This window comes from Amorphus sp. MBR-141 (genome assembly GCF_053628695.1).
In genome coordinates this window covers 12,763-33,801 of sequence record NZ_JBRJGW010000013.1, presented here as the reverse complement: position 1 = coordinate 33,801, position 21,039 = coordinate 12,763, and the positions used below count along the sequence as shown (strand labels likewise).

Below are 21,039 nucleotides of genomic sequence, written 5' to 3'. Positions count from 1 at the left end.
CATTGCGCGCTGCGGCAGGGAACTGACCCTGCGTCGGGGCGGAGGGCTCAGTGCGTGTAGCCTCCGTCGGTCAACAGGCGGATCACCGCGTCGGCCAGGTCTTCGGGCGCGAGTGTCGAGGCATCCAGGCGCAGCTCCGGATGTTCCGGGGCCTCGTAGGGGCTGTCGATGCCGGTGAAGTTTGCGATCTGGCCGGCACGGGCCTTCTTGTAGAGCCCCTTCGGATCGCGGGCCTCGGCCACCTCGATGGGCGTGTCGACGTGGATCTCGATGAACTCGCCATCGTCCACCAGTTCACGGGCGAGCCGGCGTTCGGCGCGGAACGGCGAGATGAACGAGACCAGCACGATCAGCCCGGCATCCAGGAACAGCTTTGCCGTCTCCGCCACCCGTCGGATGTTCTCCACCCGGTCGGCCTCGGTGAAGCCGAGGTCGCGGTTGAGGCCGTGGCGGACGTTGTCGCCGTCCAGCAGATAGGTGTGGCGGCCGCTGGCAGCGAGCTTCTTCTCCACCAGATTGGCGATGGTCGACTTGCCGGCGCCCGACAGCCCGGTGAACCACAGGATCGCCGGCTTCTGGCCCTTCAGGGCGGCGCGCGCCCGCTTGTCGACGTCGAGTGCCTGCAGGTGGACGTTCGACGCACGCCTGAGGCCGAACTGGATCATCCCGGCGCCGACGGTGCGGTTCGTCAGCCGGTCGATGAGGATGAAGCCGCCCGTCTCGTGATTGTCGTCATAGGGATCGAAGGCAATTGGCTCCGACAGCGCAATATTGACGACGCCCACTTCGTTCAGGGACAGCGTCTTCGCCGCCAGCTGCTCGAAGGTGTTCACGTCCACCTTGTGCTTCAGCTCGGTCACCGTCGCCGTCACCGTCCGGGCGCCGCACTTCAGGAGATAGGGTCTGCCGGGAATGAGCGCGTGGTCTTCCTGCATCCAGATCAGCCGGGCGGCGAACTGGTCGGAGACCTCCGGCCGCTCGGTCGCCCGGGCCAGCACGTCGCCGCGCGAGATGTCGATCTCGTCGTCCAGCGTCAGCGTCACTGCCTGGCGGGCATAGGCGACGGGCAGGGCGCCGTCATGGGTGACGATCGCCTTGACCTTCGCCGTCCGGCCAGAGCGGGCCACCACGATCTCGTCGCCGGGACGGATCGAGCCGGAGGCGAGGGTTCCGGAAAAGCCGCGAAAGTCCAGGTTGGGGCGGTTCACCCACTGCACGACCATGCGAAACGGGCGCGCCTCCAGGTCGTCGGCGACCTCGACGGTTTCCAGGTGGTCCTTGAGAGTGGGCCCGTCGTACCAGCCCATTCGCGCGGACCGTTCCATGACGTTGTCGCCGAAGCGCGCCGAGATCGGGATCGCCTGCAGGGTCTCGAAGCCGAACCGCTCGGCGAAGGTCCGGTACGCATCGGCGACGCGATCGAAGGCCTCCCGGGAATGGTCGACCAGATCCATCTTGTTGACCGCCAGGACGACGTGGCGGATGCCCAGCAGCGACACCAGGAACGAGTGCCGCTTCGTCTGCGGCAGGATCCCGTTGCGCGCGTCGACCAGGATCACCGCCAACTCGGCGTTGGAGGCGCCGGTCGCCATGTTGCGGGTGTACTGCTCGTGGCCGGGGGTGTCGGCGACGATGAACTTGCGCGCCTCGGTGGCGAAGAAGCGGTAGGCAACGTCGATGGTGATGCCCTGTTCCCGCTCCGCCTCCAGCCCGTCGACCAGCAGCGCGAAATCGATGTCGTCGCCCGCCGTGCCGTGCTTGCGGCTGTCGCGGGTGAGCGCCGTCAGCTGGTCCTCGAAGATCAGCTTGGAATCGTAGAGCAGCCGGCCGATCAGCGTCGACTTGCCGTCGTCCACCGACCCGCAGGTGATGAAGCGCAGCAGCCCCTTGGACGACTGCTCGGCAAGGTATTCGGCGGCGAAGGCGGCGGTGGCGGGAACCTTGTTCATCAGAAGTAGCCCTCGCGCTTCTTGCGCTCCATGGAGGCGGCCTCGTCGGCGTCGATCAGGCGGCCCGAGCGCTCCGACGTGCGGGCGATCAGCATCTCGCCGACGATCTCCACCAGCGTGGTGGCCGGGCTCTCGATGGCGCCGGTGAGGGGATAGCAGCCGAGCGTGCGAAAGCGCACGATGCGCTGGCGCGGCGTCTCGCCGGGGAGGAGCGGCAGCCGCTCGTCGTCGACCATCACCAGGGTGCCGTCGCGCTCGACGATCGGTCGCTCGGCCGCGAAATAGAGCGGCACGATGGGGATCCGCTCGGCCAGGATGTACTGCCAGATATCGAGCTCGGTCCAGTTGGACAGCGGGAAGACGCGGATCGATTCCCCCTTGTTCACCCGGGTGTTGTAGAGGCTCCAGAGTTCCGGCCGCTGGTTCTTGGGGTCCCAGCCGTGGCTGGCGGTGCGGAACGAGAACACGCGCTCCTTGGCGCGGCTCTTCTCCTCGTCGCGGCGGGCGCCGCCGAAGGCCGCGTCGAAGCCATACTGGGTCAGCGCCTGCTTCAGCGCCTCCGTCTTCATCACATGCGTGTAGTGCGAGGCTCCGTGGTCGAACGGGTTGATGCCCTGCGCCAGCCCGTCCGGGTTGGTGTGGACGATCAGGTCCAGCCCCAGCTGCTTCGCCGTCGCGTCGCGGAACGCGATCATCTCCCGGAACTTCCAGGTGGTGTCCACGTGCAGCAGCGGGAACGGCGGCCTGGAGGGATAGAACGCCTTCATGGCCAGGTGGAGCATCACCGAGGAGTCCTTGCCGATCGAATACAGCATGACCGGGTTGCGGAACTCCGCAGCCACCTCTCGCATTATCCGGATCGACTCCGCTTCGAGGCGCTGAAGATGGGAAAATCGCTCGGATGACATCGGTTGTGCGCTTTCGTCGACCGAAGGCCGTGCCGCGGCTGCTGCCGCCGGGCGGAACATCGATCCCAGTCTGTTGCTCTGAAGCGGGTCTGCCTCGGCCGGCCCGACCGTCGGAACCTGGCGCAAGACTATGGGAGCGAACCGGCACTCTCAAGAAAACCGCTGCCCCCGCTCTGCGCGGCCGCGGGAAAAGAAATGCCCCATACGGTCGGATGCGCAGGACGGGATGCGCGCCGGCGCCGGCCGGTGAGATTGTCGCCAGAGGGAGGATGCGTGCCGGCTAGACAGGAAACCGTCAGCGACTTCCTGGTCGAGGTCGGGCGCGCGCTCGGGGGCGCCGCCATCTTCTCGGTCCCGATCTTCATGACCATGGAGATGTGGGAGCTCGGCGCCACGATGGATCGCTACCGGCTGGCGCTGCTGGTCGCGATGTTGCTGCCGCTGCTCATGGGCATCTCACACTATATCGGGCTCGAAGCGAACCGCGGGTGGGGGCAGGATGTCGCCGACAGCTTCCTCGCGATCGCCGTCGGCTGCGTCTGCTCCGGCGGCATCCTGCTGCTGCTGGGCACGATCGATCTCGGCATGGGCCTTAATGAGATCGCCGGGCAGATCGGGCTGCAGACGGTGCCCGCCAGCATCGGTGCCATGCTGGCGCGCAGCCAGTTCGGCCAGCGCGACGAAGAGGGCGAAGAGCAGGAGGCGCGTCAGACCTCCTACGGCGCCGAGGTGTTCCTGATGGCGGCCGGGGCCCTGTTTCTCAGCTTCAGCGTCGCGCCGACCGAGGAGGTGGTGCTGATCGCCTCGCAGACCACCGTCTGGCACCTCGTCATCCTGATGGTCCTGCTGCTGCTCGCCATGCACGCCTTCGTCTATTCGGTCCGTTTCCGCGGCCAGGAGGTCGGGCGGGTCGAGGGGATCGGCTTCGTCTCGATCTTCCTGCGCTACACCCTGGTCGGTTACGCGGTGGCCTTCGCCATGAGCCTCTACGTGCTGTGGTCGTTCGGTCAGCTCGACGGGGAGGGGCTGCAGGCGGTGGCGGCGACGACGGTGGTGCTGTCCTTCCCGGCCGCGCTCGGCGCGGCGGCGGCGCGGCTGATCCTGTAGATGAGAGAAATGGCAACGGGCGGCCGCATCGGCCGTACCGCAATCGGCGACAGACCCGAAAGGTTGAAGGCAGACGCATGGTGAACGGCAACGGCAAGCGCTCGCGGTTCCACCCGGTCTACCCGACGCGGCTGCACTGGATCGCCGCCGGCTTCGGCGCGGTCGTCTTCCTGGGGGTGATCGCCATCCTCGTCGGCTACGGCGTCAGCGAAGGCGGAACGCCGCCGGTCATCGTCGTCCATTCGGCGCCGCCGATGCGGGTCGCGGAAGGCTACTCCGTCGTCGTGACGGTCGAGAACATCGGCGGTTCGACCGCCGCGGAGATCGAGATCGAGGGCAGGGCCGGCAACGGCAGCGCGGAAGGGACCATGGCCCGGGCGCGGCTCGACTATCTGCCACCCGGCTCAAGCCGCGAGGCGACCCTGATGTTCACGCACGATCCGATGGAGGGCGATCTCAGGGTGCGCGTCCTCGGCTACCGGGCGCCCTGACGCGCCCGATCACTGCCCCGGCCGGTCCGGCGACCATCATCGATGCACGGCGCGGGAACGTTTTGCCGGCGTAGCGGGTTCGGCCCTGGAGCCACTCTTCGTCGAGCGCGGTGGGTCCGACTGCTCGGAGATGGCTCTCGTCCTCGAGGTCCCGATGAAATCGCGCATCGACACAACCCTGCTTGCCCCTCCGGCGCCACATGCCTCGGCCGAAGCGGCGCGCCTCGTCTACATGAGCGACGACGTTCCCGGCATCGTTCGTAGGCGCGCCGGCCGCGGCTTCTCCTACCGCGATCCAGAGGGCGTGCTGGTGAAGGACGCGGTGACGCTGTCGCGGATCCGGGGCCTTGCCGTGCCGCCCGCCTATGTGGACGTCTGGATCTGTCCGCTCGAGACCGGCCACATCCAGGCGACGGGTCGTGATGCCCGCGGCCGCAAGCAGTACCGCTACCATCCGCGCTGGGTCGACGTCCGCGACCAGGCCAAGTACGACCGGTTGATCGCGTTTGCGACCGCGCTGCCGGACATCCGGGCGCGGGTAGAGACCGACATGCGCCGCCGCAGTCTCGATCGCACCCGGGTGCTCGGCTCCATCGTCTGGCTGCTCGAGCACACCTTCGTGCGCATCGGCAACACCGCCTACGCCCGCGCGAACAAGAGCTTCGGCCTGACCACGCTGCGCGCGCGCCACCTGAAAATGGAGGCGTCGGCGCTGCGGCTGAAGTTCACCGGCAAGTCCGGCAAGGCATGGAGCCTGTCACTTACCGACCGCCGTATCGTCAAGGTGGTCAGGGCATGCCACGAACTGCCGGGTCAGCATCTGTTCCAGTACAAGGAGGACGGCGAGGTGCGGCCGGTCGCCTCCCACGACGTCAACGCCTATCTGCGTGAGATTTCCGGGGCGGAATTCAGCTCCAAGCACTTCCGCACATGGGCCGGCACCGTGCTTGCCGCAACGCTGTTGGCGGACGCCGATCCCCCGTCGAGCAAGACCGACGGCGCGCGCAAGATCAATGCGGCCATCGACGAGGTGGCGCAGACGCTCGGCAACACCCGCGCCGTCTGCCGCAAGTGCTACGTCCACCCGAAGGTGTTCGAGAGGTTCCTGGACGGAACGCTCGCCGCCCGGCTGCGCGCCGTCCGCCGCATCGACCCGGACGCGGGGCTCGACGAGGACGAACAGCGCGTCCTCGCCTGGCTCATTCGCGAACGCGATGGACGCGACGCCTGACCGCGCTCGCTCAGGTGGCCGCGCCGATGACTGCGCAGGCGATCCGATCGCCGGCGTCGCCGGAAGGCTGGCTCTTGTAGTCGTCCTTGCCGGCGTGGATCATCAGCGTCCGGCCCTGGATGCTGGTCTCGCCCTTCGCCAGCGTGACATTGGCGTTCAGCACGTCCGCCTGGAGGGTTCCGTCCGGGCCGACATGCTGGTTGGGCATGTCACCTGCATGGGGCCCGGACTCCACCAGGAAGCCGTGGTCCGCGCCGTCGGGGTTGAAGTGGCCGCCGGCCGCCTTGAACCCATCCTGCGGGTCGCAGCTGTCGGTTTCGTGGACGTGGAACGCGACCCAGCTGTCGGCCGGCAACCCCTCGATGTCGATCTGGATCAGCACGCCGTTCTCGGTCTGGGTGAGGCCGGCCGTGCCGATGTCGTTTCCGTCCGCCCCGACGAACGACGCCTTCAGCGTGCGCTCGGCGTTGGCCGGATCGGACGTCTCGGTCTGGGCGAGCGCCGGCGCGCCGAGGACAAGTCCGGTTCCGAGCGCGCAGATCAGCAAGGTCTTCATGATGTGGTCCTTCCCGTTGAAGCTCCCCAGTGCGGGGCAACAGGCAACGGCGGCGATGGTTCCTGGGGCGTTCGTTCCCAAGTGCGTCAGGTCGGTGAGGGGGCAGTCATTCGGTTGCCGGTCCCGGTGGCTGGCATCCCGAGGCAGGCTCTGCGCTACGCTTGGGCGGTCGAATCGGCTGAAGGGTGGCTGATATCGGCAGCCAGTGCCTTATTTCACGCGTCGGTGATCCGTCATAATGTTCCGGAATCTCTCATGGTTGCGGGGCGAATTTTCTAAAATACTTAGATAGATTTACTGACGGCATGAGCATTATTAGGTAAATAGCAATTGTTATGCTATTAATATTGATATTATCATATGTTAATTTGCCTGAACCGGCAAAATACTGATGAGTTTCCTTCTCGAATACGGAACCGCGTCTTGGTACCTGCGTTGCATCCCCAAGGTTTCGCGCCGCAGGAGGATCGCATGTCTGATGGTCGCCGCTCGCTCGCTCATTCCGAACCCGCCGTCCAGCTGGCGGTCGACCCGGCAACGGCCCATATCGACGGCGAGCTCGTGGCGCTCATCCCGGCGCTTCGGATGTTCGCGCGCAGCTTCTGCAAGAACCCCTTCGACGCCGACGATCTGGTGCAGGAGACGCTCACCAAGGCGATCGCCAACGCCTCCAAGTTTCGCGCGGGCACCAATCTGAAGGCCTGGCTCTTCACCATCATGCGCAACTCGTTCTACACCTCCGCCAAGGTGCGGAGGCGTGAGCAGCCGGGCCAGGAGGACTGCGTGGCCGACGTCCTGTCCATCTCCCAGTCCCAGGACTGGTCGGTGCAGGGAAACGAGATTCGCGCGTCCCTCGATGCGCTGCCCGCCGAGCAGCGAGAGGTCCTGGTTCTCGTCGGTATCCTGGGGGTGTCGTACGAGGAGGCGGCCGAAATGACCGGCTGCGCAATCGGCACCATCAAGAGCCGCCTCAACCGCGCCCGCCATCGCTTGCTCGAGCTGCTCCACGCAGAGAACGTGTCCGAACTCTTCGAGGGCCGGGTTCACTGAGCCACGACCGATCCGTCGTCCGGGCCGCTCCGCCGCCCGGCCCGTCGGGTGCAGCCCCGCAGGTCCATTCCCTCCGCAGTGGCGAGCGGTCTTCCGCTCGCCTCCCGTTGGCGTTTGCGCGCTAGCAGCCCGCGGACTGGCTGTTGAGGCCGCGCTGGATGGCGCCGTCCCGGTACGGCCAGATCGTCGTCGTGGTGCACTCCGCGCTTGTCGACCAGCTGCTGACCAGGTCGCGGTTGCGGCCGTCCCAGGCAAGGCTGCCGGCGAGACTCTCGTCGCTCGTCCGTCCCTCGACCACCGTCGGCAGCTCGGCCGGCGCGGCCGGCGCGTCCGGGCGGGCCATGATCGCGATGGTCGGCGCATTGTTGCCCGGTCGACCACACGGAAGCAGATACAGCGTGGACGCTCCGTCGAGCCCGACCATCACGGCGTCGGTCTGGGCGAACGACGCATCGTCGATCCGCGCGCACTCGTCGGGGGAGGCGGTCCAGAGCTTTGCCACGTCCGCAGGCAGGGCGCTCGGTGCCGCGATGACCGTTGCCGAGGGGCCATCGACTGGGGGCGTGTCTCCGGGGCGTGCCAGTGCGGTCGTGGTGCCGATCCGGTTCTGCCGGTCGTCGAGCCAGAGCGCCAGGGCGGTAAAGCCGCTGGCCGATACGCTCACCGGGGCTTTCCCGCCGGCCAGGTCCGCCGTCTTGGCGGCCTCCAGTGCGGCGGAGATGTCGGAGGTGAACGGGACGGCATGCGCGCACGGCGTCGCGCCGATCCCGGCAAGCTTCCGGGCGAAGGCCGCGAGCGGCGTAGGCTCCTCGCTGGCGGCAAGGTCGGCCAGGCCCGGCGAGAGGCGATCGGCGTCCCTGCTGTCCAGCAGTCCCTGTCCGTCGACCTCCAGCGACCAATGCGTCGGGGCCTCCTCGCCGATCGGGAGAAGGCAGGCATAGGCGCCGTCCGCGGCGCCTGGGGCGCGGAAGATGGACAGCAGGCCGTCGCCGGCGGCGGTGTAGATCGTGCAGGTGCCGGAGCTGAGGCAGTAGCCGCTCCAGTCCTTGGAGGTCTTGTAGAACGGCGGCCCGTCCTCGGCTCCGGCCGGCATGGTGGTCATGCCCATGGCGGCGGCGAATGCGATCGGCAGCGTCAGACGCATCGGGTCCCTCCCGGTTCGGTGCGATCAGCTCCCCGCCCCACTGATAGGCGGCTTCGGCGTCCGTCGCCAGCAGAACCGTAGCGATGCTGCAGTGCGGCAAAATCATCGATAATCAACGTGTATAAATCCAAGGAATTGGTATGAAATCAAGGAAATGGCTGGGATGGCGATCCGCGCCCCATCTCCGCCGCGATTGGATTATCGATTATCCGTTGACAGCCTCCGAGCCCTTGGGCGATTGTCTGGGCACTGACGAAGTTCCAACGAAACGGATCCGCCGTGCAGCTCGAACAGCACAAAGATTACTACCGGGAAATGATCGGCCTCGTGCCGCCGAAGGTCTCAAAGCGGCTGGAGTTCGCCGCTTCGGTCGATCCCGAGGGGCTCGACCAGCTCGAGGCCATGCGCAAGAGTGTCTTCGAATCGAAGCACCTCGATGCCAAGCAGGTCCAGATCATCGCCTACGTGATCCTGCTGACACAGACGTCGCCGGCCGCCGAGTTCCACGCCCGAGCGGCGATCAAGGCCGGCGCGACCAAGGAAGAGCTCTTCGACGCCGCGAAGATCGCGTTCCTGTTCCGCGGCCTGTCCGCCATCAATCATGCTGGCGACGTGCTGGCGAAGATCTACGGACCGGACGAAGCCGACAAGGCCTGAGACCCGGTCAACGGGGTCTTCAAACGTCAACGGAGGAAACTATGATCAAGCGTTCCATCATTCTCGCAGCCGCACTGGCGCTCACCGCCGGGGCGGCTCATGCCGAATATCCGGACAAGGGCCTCACCTTCATCGTGCCGTTCCCGCCCGGCGGGGCCAGCAACTTCATCGGTCGCGCCATCGCCACCGAGATGGCGACCGATCTCGGCCAGGACATCACGGTGCTGAACAAGGCCGGTGCGGCCGGGACCGTCGGTGGCGCCGACATCGCCCGCGCCACGCCGGACGGCTACACCATCGGCATCCTCACCTCGACGCCGCTGCTGATGAAGCCGCACACCGCCAAGCTTCCCTACGACCTGTCGAGCTTTGACGTGGTCTGCCGTGCCTTCGACAATCCGCTGATCCTGACGGTCAGCGCCAAGTCCGACATCACCTCCTTCGAGGATCTGCTGGCGAAGGCCAAGGAGCGTCCCGGCGCGGTGAAGTACTACACGGAGGGCCCGGGCTCGCTGCAGGACATCGCCATGAGCGACCTGGAGAGCAAGGCCGGCTACAAGGCCATCGGCGTGCCGATGAAGGGCCACCAGGCCGCCGTGCAGAACCTGCTGTCCGGCGTCATCGACGTCGCCCCGCTGACCGCCGAGGCGGTGCTCGGCAATCCCGACCTGCTGCGGCCGATCGCCATCATGTCGGAGGAGCGGGTGGAGTCCCCGGACGTGCCGACCATCGCCGAACTCGGCTATGCGGACGTGGTCTACAGCCTGACCGGCGCCATCGTCACGCCGAAGGGCGTCGAACCGGCCGTCTACGACCGGCTCGTGAAGGCCTGCGGCGCCGCCCAGAAGTCGGCCGGCTTCACCGAGACGCTGACCAAGTTCTCCATGCCGAAGGTGTCGGAGACCGGTGAGAAGTCGGCCCAGTCGATCGAGAAGCAGTACGAGACGATCGGCGCCTACATCCAGAAGAACGGCCTCGGCGCGAAGTAGCGCCGGGAGCGGATCGGACCGATCATGTCGAAGGACCTCAAGACCGTCTCGGCCGGCTTCGCCCTGCTCGTGTTCTGGGGCATCCTCGCCGTGTACACCTCGCAGATGTCGCTGCCGGAATTCGGCGGCGGCATCGCCTACGATCCGCTGTTCTTTCCGCAGATCCTGATCGGGGCGGGGGTGATCCTCGCCATCGTCCTGATCGTCCAGGGCGGGCGGCCGCTGCTGGCCGGGCTTCGGTCCAGCTCCGACGACGAGCCGCAGAACGTCGCCCGCATCGTCGCGATCATGGTGATGGTGGGCTGCTACTTCGCGGCCATGCCGGTGGTCGGTTTCCCGATCTCCAGCGCTGTCTTCCTGCTCGTCTTCACGCTCATGCTCGGCTACCGCAACCCGATCGGCATCGCGGCCACCGTGGTGCTCGGGCCGCTGGTGATCTGGTACGTGTTCACCGCCGGCCTGGACGCTCCGCTGCCCGCCTGGCCATCGTTCTAGCTCGGGCACGGGCCGGCATCCGGGTTTCTCGCCCCGTGCGGCGGCTGACCCTCCCGGGTGCCGCCCGCAGGGCTGTCAGGGTCCCGCCCCGAATGAGGGCGGCGACCGCGTCATTCAGGTCTTCCGATGGACATCCTGGTCTCCGCCGCGGACATGATCTTCACCCTGCCGACGGCGCTCGCCATCCTCGGCGGCACGCTGCTCGGCGTGGCGATCGGCGTGCTGCCCGGGCTCGGACCGGCTGTCGGCGTGTCGCTGGCGCTGCCGCTCACCCTCGGCCTCGACCAGGTGCCGGCGATCGCCATGCTGCTCGGCATCTACGCCGGCTCGATCTACGGCGGCTCGGTCACCGCGATCCTCATCAACACGCCGGGCACCCCGGCCTCTGCCGCCAGCTGTCTCGACGGCTACGCGATGACGCTGAAGGGCCAGGCCGGCAAGGCGCTCGGCATCGCCGCGGTCGCTTCGGTGTTCGGCGGGCTGTTCTCCGTCGCCATCCTGGCGCTGTTCGCGCCGCGGCTCGCCGCCTGGGCGCTCAACTTCGGGCCCGCCGAAATGCTGGCGCTGGCGCTGTTCGCGCTCACCTGCATCGCCGCCGTCTCCGAGGGCTCGATGGTCAAGGGCCTGATGGGCGGCGTCATCGGCCTGTTCATCTCCGTTATCGGCCAGGACACCTTCACCGGGCAGGTGCGCTACGATTTCGGCATCTTCGAGCTCTCCGCCGGGCTGTCGCTGGTGCCGGTGCTGGTCGGCCTGTTCGCCCTTTCGGAGGTGTTCACCCGGCTGGGCGGCGCTTACGGCCCCACCACCACCACGACGGCGGCCGGCTTCAAGATGCCGACGCTGCGCGAGTTCCGCACCCTCACGCCCACCTTCCTGAAGGGCGGCGTGATCGGCACCATCCTCGGCATCCTGCCCGGCATCGGGCCGACGGCGGCCTCGTTCGTCAGCTACGCGGAGGCGCGCCGCGCCTCCAAGGAGCCGGAGACCTTCGGCAAGGGCAACCCGCACGGGCTCGCGGCCAGCGAAAGCGCCAACAACGCCGTCACCGGCGCCGCCCTGGTGCCGACGCTGGCGCTCGGCGTGCCGGGTGATCCCATCACCGCCATCCTGCTCGGCGCGCTGGTCATCAAGGACATCGTGCCCGGGCCGCGGCTGTTCATCCAACACGCCGACACGGTGGCCGCGCTCTACATCGTCCTCACCATCATCAACCTCCTGCTGCTGCCGATCGCGGCCGGCTTCGGCGGCGTGTGGCGGCGCATCCTGGCGCTGCCGGAGGCGCTGCTGATGGCCATGGTGGTCGTCCTCGTCACGGTCGGCATCTACACCCTCAACAACTCCGTGCTCGACCTGGTGACGACGTTCGTCGCCGGCGTGGTCGGCTACCTCCTGCGCCGCGCCGGCTTCCCGCTGGCGCCGATCATCATCGGCTTCGTGCTCGGCGGCATGGTGGAGGAGAACCTGCGCATGGGCATGATCGTGTTCGAGGGCGACTGGACCAACTTCTTCACCCACCCGATTGCCGCCGTGCTGCTCGCCCTGTCGGTGGTGCTGCTGGCCCGGCCGCTCTATTCCGGGCTGTGGGGCCGGCTGGTCACCGCCCGCAAGTCCCGCTGAAGGACCTCCCAGATGCGTCCCTGCCTCGCGCCCGATCCGAACCCGCATGCGCCGCGCATCGCCGCCCCCGCCGGCACCTGCGACACCCATTGCCACGTCATCGGGCCGCAGAGCCGCTACCCGTTCTCCGAGCCGCGCAGCTACACCCCGCCGGATTCGCCCGTCGAGGCCTACCGGCGCCTGCGCGAGACGCTGGGGATCGCGCGGTCGGTCATCGTCCAGCCCGGCGCCCACGGCTTCGACAACTCGGTGACCACCGACGCGATCGCGGCGCTGGGCGACAGCGCGCGCGGCATCGCGGTGGTCTCGCCGGACATCTCCGAGGAGGACCTGGCCGACCTCGACGCGAAGGGCATCCGCGGCCTTCGCCTCTCCACACTGCTGTCGGGCGGGGTGGGGACCGAGAACATCGTCCGCATGGCGGAGAAGGTCGCGCCGCTCGGCTGGCACATCCTGCTGCACCTGAAGAGCGCCGACGAACTCCCCGCCCTGGTCCCGATGATCCGAAACCTGCCGGTCGACGTGGTCCTGGATCACATGGCCCGGGTGACCGGCGTCGAGGGCGTCGACAGCGCGCCGTTCCAGGCGCTGCTGGAGCTTCTGACGAAGACCGACACCTGCTGGACCAAGGTGTGCAGCTGGTACCGCCTGTCCGGCGAGGCGGCGCCGTTCGACGACATGCGGGTGATGGCCGAGGCGGTCCTCGCCGCGCGGCCGGACCGGGTGCTGTGGGGCACCAACTGGCCGCATCCGCTGCTGTTCGATGGGCCGATGCCCAACGACGGCGACCTGATGGACGAGTTCATGGGGTGGGCGGGCACCGACACGGTCCGTCAGGCCGTGCTGGTCGACAACCCGGCCCGGCTCTACGGATTCCGGTAGGACTACCGTCCTGGCCCGGCGGGTCGCATGGGCGCGGTCGCCTCAACGCCGCGTGCGCTTCGTGCGCCGGTTCATCAAGGGCGGGATGAGGGCAGGCGGAGACCGGCTTTCCGCTCGCCTCCCGCGCTGAGATGCGCCGTGATCGTTTCTCAACTATGCTGGGGTTCCGGGCCGGTGTGCGGTGACGGAGCCCACAAGGGGAGACATCACCCGTGATCGTGCATTGCGTTTTCGTGCGGTTCCGGCCGGACGTGCCGGCAACCGAAAGACAGGCGATCTACGACGGCATCGCCGCCCTGAAGAATGTCATCGACGGCATCATCGAAGTGAGGTCCGGCAGCAATGTCTCGCCGGAGGGCCTCGACAGCGGCTACTCCGACGGCTTCATCGTCACCTTCGAGAACGTCGCTGCCCGCGACGTCTATCTCGGCCACCCCGACCATCGGATCGTCGGCGACCGCCTGATCGCCGCTGCGGCCGGCGGTACCTCCGGCCTGCTGGTGTTTGACATGCCGGTTTGAGGTCTGAAGGGACGTCATCCCTCCTGGGTCTCCCCCTCAAGGGGCGGGGAGATTGACGATCGCGCGAGGCTCGCCATCTGCCGGTCGGGCCTTGCGCCCCGTTTCATTGGGTCTGGCTTGTTCGCCTTCGGCAGGACCGCACTTGATGACGTCCGTCCGATCGGTCCCGAATTCAAAGCGGTCTACGCCTCAGGCAGCCGGCCCGACCGCTTGGCGGTGGCGTAGACCCGCTCGATATGGCGTTCCAGCAGCAGCGCCGCCATCTCGGCGTCCTTGTCCAGCGTCGCTTCCAGGATGCGCTCGTGATCCTTCTGGATTTCCGGGTTGATGCGCCGTCCGTCGGAATAGAGACGGCGGTAGCGGTCGGCCTGGTCGAACAGGATGCCCTGGAAGCGGATCAGCCACTCCGAGCCCGAGCCGGCAATGAGCGCGGCGTGGAACAGCCGGTGCTGGTTCTCCCAGGCGATGTAGGCGCCTTCCTCGCCACGGCTGCGGCCGGCGTCGAGCTCCGCCATCTTCGCGTAGGCGTCGCGCAGCGCCCCGTCGAAGGTCTTGCCGCCACGGGCGATCGACAGCCGCAGCGCCTGGGCCTCGATCAGCTTGCGCTGGTCGGTGATGTCGCGCAGGCGGGCCAGCGACATCGGCGGCACGCGGAACCCGCGGTTGTCCTCGCCGATGACGAAGCCGTCGGCGGCGAGCCGCGCCAGCGCCTCGCGCAGCGGCGTCGGGCCGATCTCGTAGCGCTTCTGCAGGAACTGGATGGTGATGCGCTGGCCCGGCGAGAAGGCGTTTGACAGGATGTCGTGGCGCAGCCGCGCATAGGCCTCCGCCGTCCGGGTCGTCGGCGCCGGCTGGCCGGGGTCGGGAACCGGGAAGGGGGCATGGGCGGTGTCGACCAAAGGGAACGGGCCTTCTGCAGCTTCGGGTGCCTTCAGGTCTAGAGCATTTCGAGCCAGGGTGGAATCGCCGCGCCGACGCGAACCGTGCGGATCGCGGCATCGGCGTGCGAAGCCGGCCACCCGGACCGCCGCTTTACCCAACCGGGCTATGCCGTGGCGGGTGGAAGGCGGCGGCGCGAGGCTTGCCCGCGGGGGCAAGCGCCCGCCAGTTTTTGCGCGATTGCCTCTGGCCCGTCGCGGGCCGATGCCGTTATACCGGTGCCAGTGTCCCGGTAGCTCAGCAGGATAGAGCACGAGATTCCTAATCTCGGGGTCAGGGGTTCGAATCCCTTCCGGGACACCACCGTTTCCTTGTGCCCTGTCCGGCGACGGGGGGCCTGGCTGCCTCTCACGTCAGGGAGCGGGCGCCGGTTCCGGCCCGGCCATCGCCAGCGTCCGGCAGCTGGAGGTCTTGGCACGGTACATGGCTTCGTCCGCCGTCTCCAGAAGTTGGTCGCGGCTCAGGCCGTGGTCGGGGTAGATGGCGGCGCCGATGCTCACGCCGACAGTGTGTCCTTCCCAGCTGAGCACCCGGATGGCGGTTCCGAGGCGCTCCAGCGTCCGGCGGACGGCGTCGATGTCGCGGGCATCGGGGAACAGGACGACGAACTCGTCTCCGCCCAGGCGCGCGGCAAACGGCGCGGCGAGGGCGGCCTCCTTTCCACCGCGGGGCGCCGGGCCCGCGGATGCCCGGATCTCGGCCTCGATGCTCTGGGCGATGTCGCCGAGGGCCTGGTCGCCGACGGTGTGCCCCAGTTCGTCGTTGATGCTCTTGAATCCGTCGATGTCGAGAAAGGCGAGCAGCATGCGGTTGCCGCTCTTGCCGGCGCGGGCGATCTCGATGTCGAGCTGTTCTTCCAGTGTGCGGCGGTTGGCAAGGCCGGTCAGGCTGTCGAAGCGGGCCAGCCGCTCCAGCATCGTCCGGTAGTGGCGCGCCTCGGCCAGTGCGAACGCGGCGGCTGTGGAGCCCAGGAAGCACAGCGCAACCACGAGCCCGACATAGAACAGCGCCGCCCGGGACGGTTCGCTGATCGCCGCCTCCAGCTGGGCCGCATCGATGAAGGTGCCGACGTACCAGCGCTGATCGCTGCCGGCGCTGCCGGCGGCGGAGCGCGGCGGGACGAACCCCTCGAAGTCGCGCACGCCCGTCATGATGTCGCTCACGGGGTCGACGACGCTGTAGCTGAACAAACCCTCGGCGGTGAGCACCTGCCCGGAGGGTGCCTGCTGCGCGCGCGCCCAGGTGCGTGGATAGCGCACCTCCATCGTTTCGTCGTTACCGTCGGGGAACATGAAGCCCCAGGTCGGCGGCGGCACGTGGGACACCAGCCAGTAACCGTCCGAATTGAGCATCATCGGAGCGCCGTTCGCCAGGTCCGCAGCGCTTTCGACGGCGGTCAGCATCGACGAGGCGAGATAGTGCAGGACCAGCACGCCGGCCCGGTTCCCGTCCGCCGTCTGCAACGGCGTCGATACGCGGATCGTCGGCTTGTACGGCCGGACGACGACGCCGCTTTCCACGTTGAGATCGAGCGGCGAGACGTGGATCTGGCCGTGGCGCAGCTGCAGCGCTGCGGTGACGTAGGGTCGGTTCCGCTCGTTCGGCAGCCGCGACGGGTCGGCGCGGATGGGCGAGCCGCCATTGAAATTGATGCGCAGGGTTTCCCGGCCCGATGGCCGGATGATCCGGATCTGGTCGTAGATGCCGCGCGACTGCGAGAAGTTCTTGAAGGCGGATTCGGCCTTCCTCTCGGCGCTGTCGATCGTCTCCCCCGGCGCGTTCAGCAGGATCTCGATCTCGTTGCGCAGGTAGAGCACGTCCGAGCGCACCAGCGTCAGCCGTTCTCCGATCGCGCCCATCTGGGCGAATACGACGCCACTCTCTTCAGCCTTCAGCTGGGCAAGCCGCCGGGCCTGCTCGCGCTCCTGGACGAAATAGAGCCCGGCGCCCGCCAGCAGAAGCGAACCGGAGAAGAAGACGCCGAACCAAGCCAGCACCGATCGGCGGAAGCCGGGATCGGCGCCCAGCCGGCTGGCGATCCGCTTGCGCGCCGGGGTCCTGCCGTCGCGGTGCAGTCGCGGGAGTGGCGGCGGGCGATTGTCGTCTGTCGGGTCGGTGCCGGGCCTCATCCCACCTTCCTCGGGGCGTCCCGTCGACGCCGTTTCGTTGCCGGGATCCCATCGACAGGGGACAACGCGCCGACCGTGACCGCGCCATGCATGGTGGCCGACCGGTGCAGCCGGTGCAACCGCTGCGAGCGGCGTGCCCTTTGCGCCGTCCGCGTCCGTCCGATCAGCTGTCGCTGCCGGGCTGGAAGAGGCCCTCGACCCTCCCGATCCGCTCCGCGGGGCTCTTTTCGCTCAGCAGGAGACCGAGCGGCTTGGGCGGAGAGATGTAGTAGCCCTGCGCCCTGTCGGCCCCGAGGCGCTTCACGATTTCCAGCGTCTCCGGACCCTCAACCCATTCGGCCACGGTGGCGATGCCAAGCGCCTTGCCGACGCTGATGATCGCCTCGACGATCTGCGTATCGGCGTTGTTTTCCTCGATCTGCCGGATGAAGCTGCCGTCGATCTTCAGTTCGTCCACCCGAAAGTTCTTGAGGTAGGAAAACGAGCTCAGCCCGACGCCGAAGTCGTCGAGGGAGATCCGGCAGCCGTACTGGTTTGCCGAGCGGGCGAAGAAGGTCGCGGCGGCGAGATTGTTGATCAGGGCCGTTTCGGTGATCTCGAAGCAGATCCGGTCGCCGGCGATTTCGGCGTAGGTCAGTTGGTCGTGCACGAACGGCCAGAGAAACGGGTCGTCCAGCGAGTTGGCCGACAGGTTGATCGACACGGAAAGCTGCGGATTGTCGTGGAACGCCTGGGCGTTGCCCTGCAGCACCTCGGCAATGACCCAGCGGTCGATGCCGGCCATCATTCCGTGGCGCTCCGCCGCCGGGATGAAGGCGCCGGGGGCCAGCAGTTCGCCGCTCTCGCCGCGCATCCGGATCAGGATCTCGATGTGCCGTCCGTCTGCGCCGGGCGCGCCGTGCAGCGCGATGATGTCCTGCCCGAACAGCATCATGCGGTTCGAATCGATGGCCATCCGCAGCTTCGCGGCGACGTTGATCTCGCGGTGATGGCGTTCGGCATCGCTCTTGTCGGGCCGGTAGACCGACACCTGGCCCCGTCCCGCAGACTTCGCCGTATAGCAGGCGACGTCCGCTTCCTGCATCAGCTCGGCGGGCTCCGGGTGCGTGCCGCTGATCTCAGTGATGCCGATGCTGGCGCCGATGTCGTAGACGTGGCCATCCCAGTGGAAGACGAAGTTGCGGATGACGTTGACGAGATGCTCGCACACCTCGCGCGCCCGCTCGAGGGAGCAGTCGGGGAGCAGCAGCGCAAACTCGTCACCGCCGATCCGGGCGACCAGATCGCCGTCGCGCAACGTCGACGTCAGCAGCCGGCCGATGTCGACGAGCATCGCGTCGCCGGCCGAGTGGCCGGCCGAATCGTTGACGATCTTGAAGCGATCCAGGTCGATGAAGCAGAGGACGTGGCGGGCGGACTGGGTGCGCGCCTCGGCGCAGAGCGAGGTGAGGGATTGCTCAAAGGCGAGCCGGTTCGGAAGTCCTGTCAGGCTGTCCGTGTGGGCGGCATGCACGAGCTCCTTCTGGAGCATCCGCGTCCGGGTGACGTCCTGGAAGACCAGCACGGCGCCGATGACGGCGCCGTTCGGCGCGCGAACCGGTGCGGCGGAGTCCTGAATGTGCAGCCGCGTCCCCGACCGGGTGAGGAGGACGGCGCCGTCCTGCAGGTAGATCGGCGCCATGCTCTGCATGGACGCCTCGACCGGGCTTGGGACGGGCAGGTTGGTTTCGTCGTCGAAGACGCGGAAGACATCGGCCAGGTCCATCCCCTGGGCGTCCCGCAACTCCCATCCCGACAGCGTTTCCGCGATCGGGTTCATGAAGGTGACCTTCAGGTCGGCGTCGGTGGTGATCACCGCGTCGCCGATCGAGTGCAGGGTGATGCGGAGGCGCTCCTTCTCCTCGTACAGCTCTTCGGCCAGCGCGCGCTCGTCGGTCGTGTCCCACTGGGTGCCGATCACCTTCATCGGCCGGCCGTCGGCGTCTGCGATCACTTCGGCGAGGGCCCGGATGTAGCGCGTCGCTCCGTCCGGCCGGATGATCCGGAAGTCCACCTCGATGCGTCCGCCCTTCTCGAGGCCTTCGTTGAACCTCCTGGATGCCTCGGCCGCGTCGTCGGGGTGGAGCAAGGTAGCCCAGGTTTCGCGAGTCCCGTCGAAGGTTCCCGGGGCCAGGCCGTAGAGCTCATGCATCCCCTGGGCCCAGGTGACCGACCCGGTGACGGTGTCGAGCTCCCAGACGCCCACGTCGGCCGCCTCGACCGCCAGCGCGATCCGTTCGTTGGCGATGCGGATTTCTTCTTCGCGTTGCTTGCGGCGGGAGATGTTGGTGTGCGTGCCGATGATCAGCACCGGCTCGCCCATCGCGTCGTATTCGGCGATGCGCCCGCGGTCGAGGATCCACACCCAGCGGCCGTCCTTGTGGCGGAAGCGGACCTCGACCTCGCTGATCGTGCGGCGGCCTTCCAGCATCGCCCGGTCGGAGGCGATCAGCTTTTGGCGATCGTCAGGATGAATGAGCTGGAGGAAATCCTCCGCGCCGGTCGGGACGTCGCCCTCCTTGTATCCGAGCATCGAGTACCACTCAGGCGAACGGTAGGTCTTGCCGGTTTTCAGGTTCAGCTCCCAGACGGCCTGCCGGCCGCTCTGGAGGGCGAACCGCCACCGGTTCTCGCTTTCCGCTATGGCCTCATCGGCAAGCTTGCGGGCGTTCACGTCCTCGATCTGGGTCACGAAGTGGAGCGGCGCGTCTGTGGTCTCGTTACGGATGAGCGACACCGACACCATGCACCAGACAATCGATCCGTCCTTGCGGATGTAGCGCTTCTCCAGACGGCTGTGAGTGGTCTTCCCCGAAAACAGCGATTTCAGGACGGCGCCCGAAGCCGCCACGTCCTCGGGGAATGTCAGGTCGCGGAACTGGGTCCTGGTCAGTTCGTCCGGGTCGTAGCCCAGGATGGAACAAAGGGCCTGATTGACTTCGAGGAGCCGGCCATCGAGGTCGACGATCGCCATGCCGATGGCGGAATCGTGCATGGCCCGGCGGAACAGATACCCCTTGGACCTGGCTTCGTCTTCGGCAAACACGAGCGCGTCACGCTGCAGCGCGTAAAGGAAGGGGGGCAGAACCGCGATCGCGATGCAGACGTAGCCGGCCAGCATGAGGTGGAGGTCGGCGGTGGGGTCGGGAAAGAGAGCCTCCTCGATGAGATACGTGACGATCGTGATGACGATCACCGCCGAGGTCCGGCACGCTCCGAGCAGGGCCGCCGCCAGCAGGATCGGCAGCCCAATGTAGATGTACGGGTAGGGGAGGAAGCGCACCGAAACCAGCGTCGTGCAGACCGCGAGTGCCAGCAGTCCGAGAAACTCCGGTGTCGCGCAGTCCGACATCTTCATCGGCGGACCCGAGAGCGACGTCCGGAATGTCAGTGCCATGGGGAGGACGCCGATGGCGCCGATCAGCCCGGCGCACCACCAGGTGAGAAAGAACGTGAGCCAGCCTCCGTGCGGCAGCAGGCTCGCGGCCAGCGCCCCGCCGGCAACCGGTGCCAGGGTGGCAACGACGACCAGCCCCGCGCAGAACGACCGGATCGTCGGCACCCGGTCGTAGCGCCAGCCGGCCAGCTTGAGGACGAGAACGGCGGCCGCGATCTCCAGGCCGTGCGCCGCGCTGGTGACGAGCGGCGTGGCGAGCCCGGTACCGGTGATCATGGTGGCGCAGAAGATCGCCGCGAAGGCGACGGCGATGCGGATGGCCAGCGCCTCGTAATGCCAGCGCAGTATCAGGCCTGTGGCCAGCGCGCTGCTCGCCGCGACCATCGCCAGGCGACCGGGCAGATCGGCGAACGCGATGCTGATCAGCGGCAGCAGGAAGCAGCCGGCAGCCAGCCCGAGCGTGCGTGCCGCGCGGCGGCCTGGCAGAGGAAGATGTGTCGTCGCGCCGTTCACCAGAAACGCTTCCACCTATCGACGTGCGCCACAGCGGGATGAGGCCGGAGCCGCGCCCGGCAGCCTGCCCGCATGCCGCTCTCAAGCTTCTGAATCGATCACGTTGCACGGCGTCGGGCCGATTTCGATCCGACGGCGTCGAGGCCATGGAGCCGCTGCCGCCCGGGCCGATTGGCCCCGAAGCGGAACGCCTCCATCAAACCGATCCTAAGCTCCGTCGCGGCGCCCCTCGATCGGAAAGGGGGTCTCCCGCATGGCAAACAAGGCTGGCGTGGGCCTGCCCGCAAGGCGCCTGCGCGCTCCCGCCGTCAATCCTCCAGCCCCTTCGAAGCCTCTGCAGACTCCTTTCAAGCCGTCCGACGGGGGTTCTTCCGCGGCCGACGCATTGTCGCATCGTAAGCCTTCCGGCCGCCAGAGTCGCT

Annotated in this window: 17 protein-coding genes and 1 tRNA gene; 11 read left to right on the top strand and 7 right to left on the bottom strand. The window is 67.6% G+C overall.

Annotated elements, in window-relative coordinates:
- Positions 1-47 precede the first annotated feature (47 nt).
- Positions 48-1,949 carry a sulfate adenylyltransferase subunit CysN gene (gene cysN, locus ACSSVZ_RS17265; RefSeq protein WP_453971957.1) on the bottom strand — a complete coding sequence of 634 codons (1,902 nt, stop codon included), beginning with the start codon at positions 1,947-1,949 and terminating at the stop codon, positions 48-50.
- Positions 1,949-2,857 (bottom strand): sulfate adenylyltransferase subunit CysD, encoded by a 909-nt coding sequence (gene cysD, locus ACSSVZ_RS17260; RefSeq protein ID WP_453971956.1) that lies wholly within the window; start codon positions 2,855-2,857, stop codon positions 1,949-1,951. The genes cysN and cysD overlap by 1 nt, the downstream gene beginning before the upstream one ends.
- 273 nt (positions 2,858-3,130) lie before the next feature.
- Between cysD and ACSSVZ_RS17255 the strand changes: the two genes are divergently transcribed.
- From ACSSVZ_RS17255 to ACSSVZ_RS17245, 3 genes are all read left to right on the top strand, one after another.
- Positions 3,131-3,964, top strand: coding sequence for a TIGR02587 family membrane protein (locus ACSSVZ_RS17255; RefSeq protein ID WP_453971954.1), 834 nt, complete (start codon positions 3,131-3,133; stop codon positions 3,962-3,964).
- A gap of 77 nt (positions 3,965-4,041) precedes the next feature.
- Positions 4,042-4,455 carry a hypothetical protein gene (locus tag ACSSVZ_RS17250; RefSeq protein ID WP_453971952.1) on the top strand — a complete coding sequence of 138 codons (414 nt, stop codon included), beginning with the start codon at positions 4,042-4,044 and terminating at the stop codon, positions 4,453-4,455.
- Positions 4,456-4,609: 154 nt separating this feature from the next.
- Positions 4,610-5,686, top strand: coding sequence for a DNA topoisomerase IB (locus ACSSVZ_RS17245; RefSeq protein WP_453971950.1), 1,077 nt, complete (start codon positions 4,610-4,612; stop codon positions 5,684-5,686).
- Between the two features lie 10 nt (positions 5,687-5,696).
- Here the strand turns inward: ACSSVZ_RS17245 and ACSSVZ_RS17240 are convergent, their stop codons facing one another.
- Positions 5,697-6,242: a superoxide dismutase family protein gene (locus tag ACSSVZ_RS17240; RefSeq protein ID WP_453971949.1), complete on the bottom strand. Its 546-nt coding sequence runs from the start codon at positions 6,240-6,242 to the stop codon at positions 5,697-5,699.
- A 471-nt stretch (positions 6,243-6,713) separates the two neighbouring features.
- Here ACSSVZ_RS17240 and ACSSVZ_RS17235 point away from each other — a divergent pair, with 471 nt between their 5' ends.
- The gene (locus tag ACSSVZ_RS17235) at positions 6,714-7,292 is read left to right on the top strand and encodes a sigma-70 family RNA polymerase sigma factor (RefSeq protein ID WP_453971948.1); all 579 of its coding nucleotides are present in this window, start codon (positions 6,714-6,716) and stop codon (positions 7,290-7,292) included.
- 121 nt (positions 7,293-7,413) lie between these two features.
- Here ACSSVZ_RS17235 and ACSSVZ_RS17230 read toward each other — a convergent pair whose 3' ends face one another.
- The gene (locus ACSSVZ_RS17230) at positions 7,414-8,436 is read right to left on the bottom strand and encodes a DUF1176 domain-containing protein (RefSeq protein ID WP_453971946.1); all 1,023 of its coding nucleotides are present in this window, start codon (positions 8,434-8,436) and stop codon (positions 7,414-7,416) included.
- A gap of 279 nt (positions 8,437-8,715) precedes the next feature.
- On the opposite strand from ACSSVZ_RS17230, the gene ACSSVZ_RS17225 reads away from it, so the two are divergent.
- From ACSSVZ_RS17225 to ACSSVZ_RS17200, 6 genes are all read left to right on the top strand, one after another.
- A complete protein-coding gene (locus tag ACSSVZ_RS17225; RefSeq protein WP_453971945.1) occupies positions 8,716-9,093 on the top strand; it encodes a carboxymuconolactone decarboxylase family protein in 378 nt (125 codons plus the stop codon).
- Between the two features lie 41 nt (positions 9,094-9,134).
- Complete coding sequence (locus ACSSVZ_RS17220; RefSeq protein WP_453971944.1) at positions 9,135-10,082, top strand: tripartite tricarboxylate transporter substrate binding protein; 948 nt, start codon at positions 9,135-9,137, stop codon at positions 10,080-10,082.
- Positions 10,083-10,106: 24 nt separating this feature from the next.
- Complete coding sequence (locus tag ACSSVZ_RS17215) at positions 10,107-10,577, top strand: tripartite tricarboxylate transporter TctB family protein (protein ID WP_453971942.1); 471 nt, start codon at positions 10,107-10,109, stop codon at positions 10,575-10,577.
- Positions 10,578-10,703: 126 nt separating this feature from the next.
- The gene (locus ACSSVZ_RS17210) at positions 10,704-12,197 is read left to right on the top strand and encodes a tripartite tricarboxylate transporter permease (RefSeq protein WP_453971941.1); all 1,494 of its coding nucleotides are present in this window, start codon (positions 10,704-10,706) and stop codon (positions 12,195-12,197) included.
- A 12-nt stretch (positions 12,198-12,209) separates the two neighbouring features.
- Entirely contained in the window at positions 12,210-13,079 is an 870-nt protein-coding gene (locus ACSSVZ_RS17205; protein ID WP_453971940.1) for an amidohydrolase family protein, read from the top strand.
- Between the two features lie 212 nt (positions 13,080-13,291).
- Positions 13,292-13,600, top strand: coding sequence for a Dabb family protein (locus tag ACSSVZ_RS17200; RefSeq protein ID WP_453971938.1), 309 nt, complete (start codon positions 13,292-13,294; stop codon positions 13,598-13,600).
- A 182-nt stretch (positions 13,601-13,782) separates the two neighbouring features.
- Here ACSSVZ_RS17200 and ACSSVZ_RS17195 read toward each other — a convergent pair whose 3' ends face one another.
- On the bottom strand, positions 13,783-14,499 hold the full coding sequence (locus ACSSVZ_RS17195) for a GntR family transcriptional regulator (protein ID WP_453971937.1): 717 nt from the start codon (positions 14,497-14,499) through the stop codon (positions 13,783-13,785).
- 266 nt (positions 14,500-14,765) lie between these two features.
- Between ACSSVZ_RS17195 and ACSSVZ_RS17190 the strand changes: the two genes are divergently transcribed.
- Positions 14,766-14,842 (top strand) — tRNA-Arg (locus tag ACSSVZ_RS17190).
- 50 nt (positions 14,843-14,892) lie between these two features.
- Here ACSSVZ_RS17190 and ACSSVZ_RS17185 read toward each other — a convergent pair.
- Positions 14,893-16,668 carry a diguanylate cyclase gene (locus tag ACSSVZ_RS17185; protein ID WP_453971934.1) on the bottom strand — a complete coding sequence of 592 codons (1,776 nt, stop codon included), beginning with the start codon at positions 16,666-16,668 and terminating at the stop codon, positions 14,893-14,895.
- Positions 16,669-16,831: 163 nt separating this feature from the next.
- On the bottom strand, positions 16,832-20,617 hold the full coding sequence (locus ACSSVZ_RS17180) for an EAL domain-containing protein (RefSeq protein ID WP_453971933.1): 3,786 nt from the start codon (positions 20,615-20,617) through the stop codon (positions 16,832-16,834).
- Positions 20,618-21,039: the final 422 nt, after the last annotated feature.